At 71.1% G+C, this 10554-nt stretch carries 11 protein-coding genes; 3 read left to right on the forward strand and 8 right to left on the reverse strand.

The annotated features are described in order from the left end of the window. Nucleotides 1-6 precede the first annotated feature (6 nt). Entirely contained in the window at nucleotides 7-1188 is a 1182-nt protein-coding gene (locus tag ABKA19_RS02060) for a class I SAM-dependent rRNA methyltransferase (protein WP_353687427.1), read from the forward strand. Nucleotides 1189-1332: 144 nt separating this feature from the next. Here ABKA19_RS02060 and ABKA19_RS02065 read toward each other — a convergent pair whose 3' ends face one another. Further along, the gene (locus tag ABKA19_RS02065) at nucleotides 1333-2739 is read right to left on the reverse strand and encodes an amino acid permease (RefSeq protein ID WP_353687428.1); all 1407 of its coding nucleotides are present in this window, start codon (nucleotides 2737-2739) and stop codon (nucleotides 1333-1335) included. 78 nt (nucleotides 2740-2817) lie between these two features. Beyond that, entirely contained in the window at nucleotides 2818-3228 is a 411-nt protein-coding gene (locus tag ABKA19_RS02070) for a DUF488 domain-containing protein (RefSeq protein ID WP_353687429.1), read from the reverse strand. A gap of 177 nt (nucleotides 3229-3405) precedes the next feature. On the opposite strand from ABKA19_RS02070, the gene ABKA19_RS02075 reads away from it, so the two are divergent. Together ABKA19_RS02075 and ABKA19_RS02080 are read left to right on the forward strand one after the other, a co-directional pair. Beyond that, a complete protein-coding gene (locus ABKA19_RS02075) occupies nucleotides 3406-4797 on the forward strand; it encodes a DNA recombination protein RmuC (protein WP_353687430.1) in 1392 nt (463 codons plus the stop codon). A gap of 115 nt (nucleotides 4798-4912) precedes the next feature. After that, a complete protein-coding gene (locus ABKA19_RS02080) occupies nucleotides 4913-5458 on the forward strand; it encodes a glutathione peroxidase (RefSeq protein ID WP_353687431.1) in 546 nt (181 codons plus the stop codon). Nucleotides 5459-6169: 711 nt separating this feature from the next. Here ABKA19_RS02080 and ABKA19_RS02085 read toward each other — a convergent pair. The 6 genes from ABKA19_RS02085 to ABKA19_RS02110 all read right to left on the reverse strand — a co-directional run bounded on the left by ABKA19_RS02085 (nucleotide 6170) and on the right by ABKA19_RS02110 (nucleotide 10456). Next, nucleotides 6170-7225, reverse strand: coding sequence for an MlaA family lipoprotein (locus ABKA19_RS02085; protein WP_353687432.1), 1056 nt, complete (start codon nucleotides 7223-7225; stop codon nucleotides 6170-6172). Continuing rightward, complete coding sequence (locus ABKA19_RS02090) at nucleotides 7222-7542, reverse strand: STAS domain-containing protein (RefSeq protein WP_353687433.1); 321 nt, start codon at nucleotides 7540-7542, stop codon at nucleotides 7222-7224. Before ABKA19_RS02090 ends, ABKA19_RS02085 begins: the two co-directional genes overlap by 4 nt. Further along, nucleotides 7529-8191, reverse strand: a complete 663-nt coding sequence (locus tag ABKA19_RS02095; protein WP_353687434.1) for an MlaC/ttg2D family ABC transporter substrate-binding protein — start codon at nucleotides 8189-8191, stop codon at nucleotides 7529-7531. The genes ABKA19_RS02090 and ABKA19_RS02095 overlap by 14 nt, the downstream gene beginning before the upstream one ends. Then, nucleotides 8188-8718, reverse strand: coding sequence for an outer membrane lipid asymmetry maintenance protein MlaD (mlaD, locus tag ABKA19_RS02100; RefSeq protein ID WP_353687435.1), 531 nt, complete (start codon nucleotides 8716-8718; stop codon nucleotides 8188-8190). The genes ABKA19_RS02095 and mlaD overlap by 4 nt, the downstream gene beginning before the upstream one ends. Before the next feature lie 170 nt (nucleotides 8719-8888). Next, complete coding sequence (locus tag ABKA19_RS02105; RefSeq protein ID WP_353687436.1) at nucleotides 8889-9647, reverse strand: MlaE family lipid ABC transporter permease subunit; 759 nt, start codon at nucleotides 9645-9647, stop codon at nucleotides 8889-8891. Further along, nucleotides 9644-10456, reverse strand: a complete 813-nt coding sequence (locus ABKA19_RS02110; protein WP_353687437.1) for an ABC transporter ATP-binding protein — start codon at nucleotides 10454-10456, stop codon at nucleotides 9644-9646. The genes ABKA19_RS02105 and ABKA19_RS02110 overlap by 4 nt, the downstream gene beginning before the upstream one ends. Nucleotides 10457-10554 lie beyond the last annotated feature (98 nt).

Consider the following 10554-nt stretch of genomic DNA (forward strand, 5'->3'; position numbering starts at 1 on the left):
GCGCGCATGGATACCCACTACCCCACCGTACGGCTCAAGAACGCCTGGCGCTCCAGCCACCCCTGGATCTTCCAGAAGGTGGTCGACAAGCCGGCGCAGAAGCCCAAGCCCGGCGAGATCGTCGACGCCTTCGACATCGACGGCCAGTTCATCGGCCGCGGTTTCTACAACGGCCACTCGCGGATCGCGCTGCGCATCCTGGAAACCGATCCTGCGGTGGCCGTCGATGCGGCCTGGTTCGAGCGCCGCATCGGCGCGGCGGTCGAGTTGCGCCGCCAGGTGTTGAAGCTGGACGAGGTCTCCAACGCCTGGCGGGTCGTCCACGCCGAGGGCGACGGCCTGTCCGGGCTGGTGGTGGACCGGTACGACGACCTGCTGGTGGTCGAATTCTTCAGCGCCGGCATGTACCGCCACCGCGAGTGGATCTATGCGGCGCTGCGCGCGCACTTCCCCGGCGCGCGCATCTACAGCTTCGCCGACGAACACGTGCAGAAGCAGGAGAGCTTCGACTACCGCCCGGTCTACAGCGAGGGCGGCTCGCCGGAGCCGGCGGTCATCACCGAGCACGGCATCCGCTTCCGCGCCGACCCGGCCGGCGCGCACAAGACCGGCTTCTTCGCCGACCAGCGCGAGAACCGTGAATGGTTCTCGCGGCAGGTCGCCGGAAAGACCGTGCTGGACCTGTGCTGCAACACCGGCGGCTTCGCCGTGTACGCGGCCGCGCGCGGCGCCGCCGAGGTCACCGGCATCGACATCGACGAGGCGGTGATCGAGATCGCCAAGGGCAATGCGCGGCTCAACGGCGTCAAGCCGCGCTTCGTCCAGGCCGACATCTTCCCGTGGCTGCGCGACGCGGCCAACCGCGGCGACCGCTACGACGCGGTGATCCTCGACCCGGCCAAGATGACCCGCGACCGCGACCAGGTCATCACCGCGCTGAAGAAGTACCTGGACATGAACAAGCTGGCGCTGGGCGTGGTCAAGCCGGGCGGGCTGTTCGCCACCTTCTCCTGCACCGGCCTCGTCGCCGAGGACCAGTTCCTGGACATGCTGCGACGCGCCGCGTTCTACGCCGGGCGCACGGTGCAGGTGCTGAAGGTGGCCGGTGCCGGCGCCGACCACCCGTTCCTGGCCAACGTGCCCGAGTCGCGCTACCTCAAGGCGGTGTTCTGCCGCGTGCTGGACTGAGCCCGACGCACCCGCGCGCGATGCCGCCGGAGGCAGCTCCCTCGTAGAGCGGGGCTTGCCCCGCTGCCTTCAATGGGTTTTCGTGGCCAGACCGGCGCAGCGGGGCGAGCCCCGCTCTACGTCAAGCGGTGCGGACCATCGGCGTCAGCGTCCGAGCTGGCTGTTGCGCCGGGCATAGGCCACGTACAGCACGAAGCCGACCACGTTCCAGGCCAGGAAATACAGCTGGGTCTTCTGCGGCAGGCTCCAGAACAGGTAGGCGCAGCCGAGGATCGCCAGCGGGGCGACCACCCAGGCCAGCGGCGTGCGGAACCCGCGCGCGCGATCCGGCTCGCGCTTGCGCAGCACCAGCAGGCATACCGACACGGCGATGAAGGCGACCAGCGTGCCGGCATTGGCCAGCGCGGCGATCTCGTCCAGGCGGGCCACGCCGGCGAGGGCGGCGACCAGGATCGCGGTGAACACGGTGATCGCCACGGGCGTGCCGGTCCTGGGATTGACCAGCGACAGCGAACGCGGCAGCAGGCCGTCGCGCGACATCACGAAGAAGATCCGGCTCTGTCCGTAGAAGAACGCCAGCAGCACCGTCGGCAGCGCGATCACCGCGGCGATGCCGATGGCGGCCGCGGCCGGGCCGTGGCCGAGCTCGCGCAGGATCAGCGCCAGCGGCTCGGCGCTCTGCCCGAACACGGTGTAGGCCATCGCGCCGACGGCCGCCAGCGCGACCAGCACGTAGATCAGGGTGCAGCCGACCATCGAGCCGATGATGCCGATCGACAGGTTGCGGCTGGGGTCCTTGGTCTCCTCGGCGGCGGTGGAGATCGCATCGAAGCCGTAGAAGGCGAAGAAGATGATCGCCGCGGCGGCCATCACCCCCCGTTCGACGCCGTCAGCCCCCATCGACTTCGGGAAGCCGTACGGCATGAACGGCTGCAGGTTTTCGCCGTCGAACGCCGGCAGGGCGATGGCGATGAACACCGCCAGCGCGATCAGCTTGACCACCACCAGTACCGCGTTGAGCGTGGCGCTCTCGCGGGTGCCGGCGATCAGCAGTCCGGCCACGGCGAAGGTGATCAGGATCGCCGGCAGGTTGATGATCCCGCCAGCGTGCGGCCCGGCCGCCAGTGCCGGCGGGATCGTGATCCCGACCCACTGCATGAAGCCGACGAAATAGCCCGACCAGCCCACCGCCACGGTGCTCACCACCAGCGAGTACTCCAGGATCAGGCTCCAGCCCACGATCCAGGCCAGGGTCTCGCCCAGCGCGGCATAACTGTAGGTGTAGGCGCTGCCGGCGGCCGGCATCATGGTCGCCATCTCGGCATAGGCCAGCGCCGCGCAGGCGCAGACCATGCCGGCGATCACGAACGACAGCAGCACCGCCGGGCCGGCCTTGTCCGCACCGACGCCGATCAGGGTGTAGATGCCGGTACCGACGATGGCGCCGATCCCGAGCGCCACCAGGTGCGGCCAGGTCAGGGTCGGGACCAGGCGGCGGCCTTCTTCGTGCTGGGTGATGGTGTCGAGGGACTTGCGGCGGTGCCAGCTCATGGAAATCCTGCGGCGGAAGCGAAGCGCGGAGTGTGGCGCAATGCGGCGCAGCAAAGCCATGGCCCGGCTGCGGCCGGATCAGGCGGAGCCGGACCCGCGTCCGGAGTGGCGGCGGGCCGGACGGTGCCCGTGCAGGACGTAATCGCGCAGCGCGACCGCATTGTTGTGCTCCTCGTCGCGGGCGGCGTAGACCAGGGTCACCGGCCCGCGGACCAGGTAGCCGCGCAGCTGGGCCAGCGCCTCCGGGTTGGCCTCCAGTTCGGCGGCGTAGCGCGCGCGGAAGCCCTCCCAGCGCGCCGGATCGTGGTTGAACCACCTCCGCAGCGCGGTGCTGGGCGCCAGCGCCTTCAACCAGGCCTCGGCCTGCAGGTCCGCCTTCGACACCCCGCGCGGCCACACGCCGTCGACCAGCAGGCGCTGGCCGTCGCCCGGCGCCGGCTCCTCGTAGGCGCGCTTGAGGAAGATGGGAGGGCGGGCGCTGCTGGCCATGGCGGCAGTCTGGGCGCATCCGGTTGTAGTGGCGTGAATGGCGTGGCCGCCCGCGGCGCCGGGCACGACGCGAAGAGGGCGGCGCCGGCCGCCCGGGCCGGCGGGTCCGGTGCGGACAAGGCCGATGGCGGCGCCCGGTGTCGCGCCTGCCGAGACCGCCGCCGCTAGACTGGGCGCATGACCGACACTTCCCTGCTCTACCTGCTCGCCGGCCTGCTGCTGGCGGTGCTCGCGTTCCAGATCGCCCTGTTCCTGCGCCGTCCCGACGCCGCGCTCGAGTCGCTGCGCGCGAGGCTGGAGGAGGCGCTGCGCAACGAGCAGCGCGACGGCCGCCTGGAGCTGCGCCAGCAACTCGATGGCCTGGCCGCGACCCAGGGCCAGCGCATCGACGGCTTCGCCCGCCACCTGGCCGACCTGGGCACGCGCACCGATGGGCGCCTGGACCAGCTGCGCGACACCCTGACCGAGGACGCGCGCAAGGGCCGGCTCGAGGCGGGCGAATCGCAGCAGCGCTTCACCGAGGCGCTGTCGGCGCAGCTGCGCGAGCTGACCCAGCGCAACGAGCAGCGCATCGGCGAGATGCGTGCCACCCTGGAGCAACAGCTGCGCGCGCTGCAGGAAGACAACGCGCGCAAGCTGGAGAAGATGCGCGAGACGGTCGACGAGAAGCTGCAGAGCACGCTCACCACCCGCCTGGACTCCTCGTTCAAGCTGGTCTCCGAGCGGCTGGAGCAGGTCCAGCGCGGGCTCGGCGAAATGCAGCAGCTGGCCACCGGCGTGGGCGACCTCAAGCGGGTGCTGACCAACGTCAAGAACCGCGGCGGCTGGGGCGAGGTGCAGCTGGAGAACATCCTCGAGCAGACCCTGACCCAGGACCAGTACGCGCGCGGCGTGCGCGTGCGCCCGGATGGCGCGGAGATGGTCGACTTCGCCGTGCGCCTGCCCGGGCGCGGCGAAGCGGACGCGCCGGTGTGGCTGCCGATCGACGCCAAGTTCCCGCGCGAGGACTACGAACGCCTGCTCGACGCGCAGGAACAGGGCGACCCGGAACTGGTGCGCACCACCGGCGCCCAGCTGGAGCGTGCGATCCGCATCCAGGCCAAGTCGATCAGCGACAAGTACATCGCGCCGCCGCACTCCACCGACTTCGCGGTGATGTTCCTTCCGACCGAAGGCCTGTACGCCGAGACCCTGCGCCGCGCCGGCCTGACCGACGCGCTGCAGCGCGAGCACCGGGTGGTGATCGCCGGGCCGACCACGGTCACCGCGCTGCTCAACAGCCTGCAGATGGGCTTCCGCACGCTGGCCATCGAGCAGCGTTCCAGCGAGGTCTGGAGCCTGCTGGGCGCCGTGAAGAGCGAGTTCGGCAAGTTTGCCGGGATCCTAGAGAAGGCCGAAAAGCAGATCAACACGGTCGGCAAGAGCCTGGGCGATGCCAGCCGCAAGACCCGCACCATCGAACGCAAGCTGCGCGGCGTCGAATCGATCGGCCAGGACCAGGCGCAGGCGCTGCTCGGCGACTTCGGTCCGGAAGACGAGGTCGAAGCCGACGACACCGACGAGGCGTAGATACACTCCCCTGCCGCTGGCCGTGCCTGCGGGCGGCGAGTCCGCTTCGCGGCCGCCGCCGTACCATGCCGACCAATCCAGCGGGGTCCGGCCCCGCCCCCACAGGAGTTGCCCCGTGACCGACACCCTCGACGCCATTCCCGTGACCACCATCGACGGCCGGCCCGCCGCCCTCGGCGACTGGGCCGGAAAGGTGCGCCTGGTCGTCAACGTCGCCTCCAAGTGCGGCCTGACGCCTCAGTACGAGGGCCTGGAGAAGCTCTACCGCGAGAAGCACGCGGCGGGCCTGGAGGTGCTGGGCTTCCCGGCCAACGATTTCCTCGGCCAGGAGCCGGGCGACGAGGCCCAGATCGCCAGCTTCTGCTCGGTCAACTTCGACGTGACCTTCCCGATGTTCGCCAAGATCGCCGTCGTCGGCGAGGGCATCCATCCGCTGTACCGCGCGCTGGTGGCGGCGCAGCCGGCCGCGACGGGCGAGGGCCCGATGCGCGAGAAGCTGGCCGGCGCCGGCATCGCCGCCAATCCGGCGCCAGGGGTGCTGTGGAACTTCGAGAAGTTCCTCGTCGGCCGCGACGGCCGGGTCGTGGCACGCTTCGCCCCGGACGTCACCGCCGACGACCCGCGCCTGCGCGCGGCGATCGACGCCGCGCTCGCTGCCTGAGAAGACGTTCGCGGGAGGTTCCTCTCGCGGTTGCGGGCCAGACCAAGGGCGTACGGACCGGCGAGCTCCGGACGGGGCCGCCGTCCTGCCGCCATGGGGGTCGTCGCTCGCGCCGGCGTCCCTGCCTCAGCTCGCGACCGCGGCACATCCCTGTGCCGCTCGACCCCCATGGCGACAGGACGGCGTCCTTCCGGCGCGTCGAGGGCGTGGCTTCGATCGTTGCCCGGGGCTCGCAGCGATAGCGCACTCCGCAGAAGTCATGGAACGGCGACACGAGGCGCTGCTCCCGCAGTCACCCCCTCGATCGAAGCCACGACCCCGAAGATCCCCGAGGACGCCGTGTCCTGGGGAGAGGGCCCAAGTGGCACATGGATGTGCCACGACCCGAGTAAAGACAGGATGTCGTCCCGAGGGATGGGCCCTCTCCCCAGGGCACGGCGGCCCCCTCCGAAGCCGACGCTTCGACCAGCCACCGCGAAGCCGGCACTTCGGCCAGCCACCCCGGAGCCGACGCTTGAACGCCTCCTCCGAAGCCGGCGCTTCAACCGGCCAACCCCAGGACGACGCTCCGGCCATCCAAGCCGATCTTCGACCAGCGACCACGAAACCGCCCCTCCCCGAACCGCCTGCCAAGCCCCGCAGGCGTGCAAAGAAAAAGCCCGGGAGCGATCCCGGGCTTTCCATCTGCTTCGGCGCGTGGCGGCCTGCGCCTCAGCCGCCCGGAATCGGCACCGGCATCGCGTCGGCCGGCACGGTCGGATACGGATCCTCTTCCTCGAGGTAGTCGGGCAGGCCGTCGGACTGCTCGCGCCGGCGGCGGTCGCCCTCGATCTGGAACGTGCGCCGCTGCATCCAGGCGTTGCGGACCAGCGCGTAATCGTCCGCGGCGTCCTGGCGCATCACGTCCAGCGACAGCAGCTGCGAACGCGTGTCGACCAGCTGCAGGCCCTGCAGCCCGTAGCGGATCGCGTCTTCATCGACCTGCCGGGTCACCGACAGCGGCGCGTCGCCGACCAGCCCGAACACGTCGCGGACCGTGCGCGGACCGAACAGCGGCAGCTCCACGTAGCGCGAGCTGCGCCAGCCCCAGATGCCCAGGGTCTGGCCGAAGTCCTCGCTGCGGCGCTTCATCTTCAGGTCGCTGGCCGGATCGAAGACGCCGCCGATGCCCAGGGTCGAATTGACCACGAACCTGCCCAGCGTCTGCACCGCATGGCGCGGGCGGCCCTGCAGCAGCTGGTTGATGAAGGTCAGCGGCGAGCGGAGGTTGTCGAAGAAGTTGGTCACGCCCAGCCGCACCGGTTGCGGCACCACGGTCGCATAGGCCTGCGCCAGCGGCCGGGCGATGGCGTTGTCGACGACGTTGTTGAAGGCATGGATCCGGCGGTTCATCGGCTCCCATGGATCGAACGGCGCCGGCGCGGCGGTGCCGCCGTTGCCATCCGGCACCACCGCGGCGGGGGCCTCCCCGTACAGCGCGGCGTAATCGTCCTCGGCCGCGGTCGGCGCGCCCGCGGCGCCGGCATCGGCGGAGGCCGGCGCGGCGTCGGCGGTGGCTTCCGCCTCGACCGCGGCGGTCGCGCCCGCCGTGGCATCGGCCGGTACCGGCGCACTGTCGGCCACGGCTTCCGCCGGCACGCCGGCCCCGATGGCCTGGCCCGCCACCGGGGCGACGGCGGGCGCGGCGGCCGGCTTCGGCGCGCTGGCACAGGCGGCCAGCGCCAGCAGCATCGCGACGGACGCCAGGTTCCGGAGCACGCCGGTCATGGCGACGGGTCCGCGAAGCCCAGCGCCGCGTCGAGGCGGTAGGCCGCACGCAGTTCCGCCAGGCCCTCCGGCGCGCCGCTCACCTGCACCGCGGCGCCCTGCGCCGACAGCAGGTCGGCGGCTTCGGCCAGCAGCGCCAGGCCGGCACTGTCCAGGCGTTGCACGCCGGCGACGTCCAGCACCTGTGCACCCGGCAACTGCGCCAGCAGTGCCGGCCACGCGGCGGTGGCCGCGGCGCGGTCCAGGGCGCCGGACAGGCGCAGCACCGGCCCGTCGCGATGCAGCGACAGGGCGGTGGCGGCCTCAGCGCGCGCCATTGGCGTCCGTGCCGGGGCTGATGCTGCCGGCGCGCAGGTCGGCGGCGACCTGGGGGATCGACTTCTGCCGAAGCGGCGCGTCGAACTGGCTGCGGAAGGTCTGCACGTAGGACACGCCCTCGACCATCACGTCGAAGATCTTCCAGCCGCCGTTGTTGCGCACGTAGTAATCGACCGGGATCGGGTCGCCGCCTTCGCGCAGGATCTCGGTGGAGACCTTCACGCCGCGGTTGTTCGGCAGCGGCGACTCGCCCTTCAGGCGGATCCGCGGCTTGCCGTCGAAGCCGAGCAGGGCCGCGCCGTAGCGCTGCATCAGGTTGTCGGTCATCGCGTCGGCGAACAGCTTCACGTCGGCGTCGCTGGCGCCGCGGCCGTGCGGGCCCAGGACCAGTCGCGCCGCGTAGTCGCGGTCGAACACGTTGCGCAGCTCGCCATCGATGTAGGCGCGCAGGGTGTCCGGGTTCTTCTGGAACTCGGCACGCCGCTGCTGCAGCGTGGACAGGATGCGGGTGCCGTTGTCGACGACCTGCTTGCCCGGCGTGATGGTGGCGACCTGCTGGGCGTGGACGGCCACCGGCGCCGACGCCAGCAGCGGCAGTGCAAGGGCGAGGGAGAGGATGGAGGAGAGGGAAAAGGCGAGGGGCTTCATGGCTGCATCGCTTCGCTGGGGGAGGGTGTCGCTTCGTCGTGCGGTGGCGGCGGGGGCGCGCCCGCGCCGGCGCCGCCGCCGAACATGTACTTGCCGACCAGCTGGATCAGGTCGATCGCCGGCTGGGTGTAGGCGATCTCGTCGCCCGGTCGCAGCGGCTCGGGGTCGCCGCCCGGCTGCAGGCCGATGAAGCTCTCGCCGAGCAGGCCGCTGGTGAAGATGCCGGCGGAGGTGTCGCCCGGCAAATCGGCGTAGCGCTTGTCGATGGCGAGGGTGACGATCGAGTCGAACTTCACCGGGTCCAGGTCGATCTTCTCGACCCGGCCCACGACCACGCCGCCGATCTTGACCGGCGCCTGCAGCCGCAGCTGGCCGAGGTTGGAGAAGCGCGCGGTCAGCGGGTAGCTGCCGCCGCCGATGCCGAACTGGCGGTTGGTCGAGGCGAACGCCAGCACCAGCAGCGACGCCAGCGCCAGCACGAGGAAGGCGCCAACCGCGAATTCGAGCCTGGGACCACGGATTGCCATGGGTAGATACCTATCGGATCGCTTCTAAACGGGATTGCAACAAGGTGCTTGATCACACCCGGGGTTTTCATTCATTGCCTGCGGGCGGACGTGCAGGCGTGTGAAGCATTCACGCTGGCGGGGTTCAGGCGGAGGTCGCGCATGCACGAAGGCGACCGGGACGCCGCTCCTCACCTGAACAGCAAGGCCGACATCACGAAGTTCAGCATCAGCACCAGCAGCGAGGCGTTGACCACCGCCCGGGTGGTCGCCACCGAGGTGCCCTCGATCGTCGGCTCGGCGTGGAAGCCCGCGTACGAGGCCACCAGCGCGGCGGTGCCGCCGAACACGGCCGACTTCAGCAGCGCCACGCCGAAGTCGTCCCAGAAATCGACGCTGCCCTGCAGCGCCGACCAGAACGTGCCGTTGTCCAGGCCCAGCACCTGCACCGCCTGGAACCAGCTCGCGCTGATCGCCAGCGAGCAGAAGAACACGGTCAGCAGCGGCACGCACAGCACCGCCGCCCAGAAGCGCGGCGCCACCGCCTTGGCCACCGGGTCGATCGCCATCAGCTCCAGCGCCTTGATCTGGTCGGTGGCGCGCATCAGGCCCAGCTCGGCGGCGATGGAGCTGCCGGCGCGGCCGATGAACAGCAGCGCGGTCAGCACCGGGCCCAGTTCGCGGTACAGCGACAGGCCCAGCAGCGTGGACAACGCATCGGCCGCGCCGAAGGTGGTCAGGGTGCGGTAGCCCTGCAGGGTCAGCACCAGGCCCACGAAAGCGCCGCCGACGGCGATGATCGGCAGCGAGCGGCCGCCGATCTTGTAGATCTCGCGGGTCAGCTCGGCGAAGAAGTCGCGGGTCGGCAGCGAGGCGCGCAGCACCGACAGCGAGAACAGGCCGGCGCGGCCCAGCGATTGCAGGGTGGCGGCCACGGTCGCGGTACTCATGTCGCCGCCACCTCGCGGTTCGCCCGCGCCGGCTTCGGCACCGCGCCCTCGAACGGGATCGGGCCGTCGGGCTCGCCGTGCAGGAACTGGCGCACCAGCGGGTCGCCGCTGGCCTCCAGCTGCGCGGGGGTGCCGTCGAAGACGATGCCGCCGTTGGCGACCACCACCGCCTGGTCGGCGATCGGCAGGGTCTCGCGGACGTGGTGGCTGACGATGATGCTGGTCAGGCCCAGGCTGCGCGACAGGCGCCGGATCAGGCTCATGATCACGCCGGAGGCGATCGGGTCCAGGCCGGTCAGCGGCTCGTCGTAGAGCATCAGCGGTGGGTCCAGGGCCAGCGCGCGCGCCAGCGCCACGCGCCGGGCCATGCCGCCGGAAAGCTCGCGCGGATACAGGTCGGCGGCGGCGCGCAGGCCGACCGCGTTGAGCTTCATCGCCACCAGCCGCTGCAGCAGCGGTTCGGGCAGGCGGGTGTGCGCGCGCAGCGGCAGGGCCACGTTGCCGGCCACGCTCAGGTCGGTGAGCAGCCCGTTACCCTGCAGCAGCACGCCGATCCCCTTGCGCATCTCCAGCAGGTCGCGGGATCCCTGCGGCACGGACTGGCCGAACACGCGGACCTCGCCGGCGGCCGGCACCAGCTCGCCGGTCAGTGCGGCCAGCAGGGTCGACTTGCCGGTGCCCGAGGGTCCCAGCACGGCGGTGATGCTGCCGCGGGGGATCACCAGGTCCAGGTCGCGCAGGATCGTGCGCCCGCCGCGGTCGAGGCGGACGCCCTGCAAGGCGACGGCGTTGGCAGTCTGGATGGGCATGGGGGGCGATTGCGGTGGGGCGCCACAAACGACGCATCATGCGTCGCGGAAACTGAATCTTAACCCATCGATTGAACTGCGGAGTACAGGAATTGTCC

This window comes from Pseudoxanthomonas sp. Soil82 (genome assembly GCF_040446535.1).
Lineage (GTDB): Bacteria > Pseudomonadota > Gammaproteobacteria > Xanthomonadales > Xanthomonadaceae > Pseudoxanthomonas > Pseudoxanthomonas kaohsiungensis.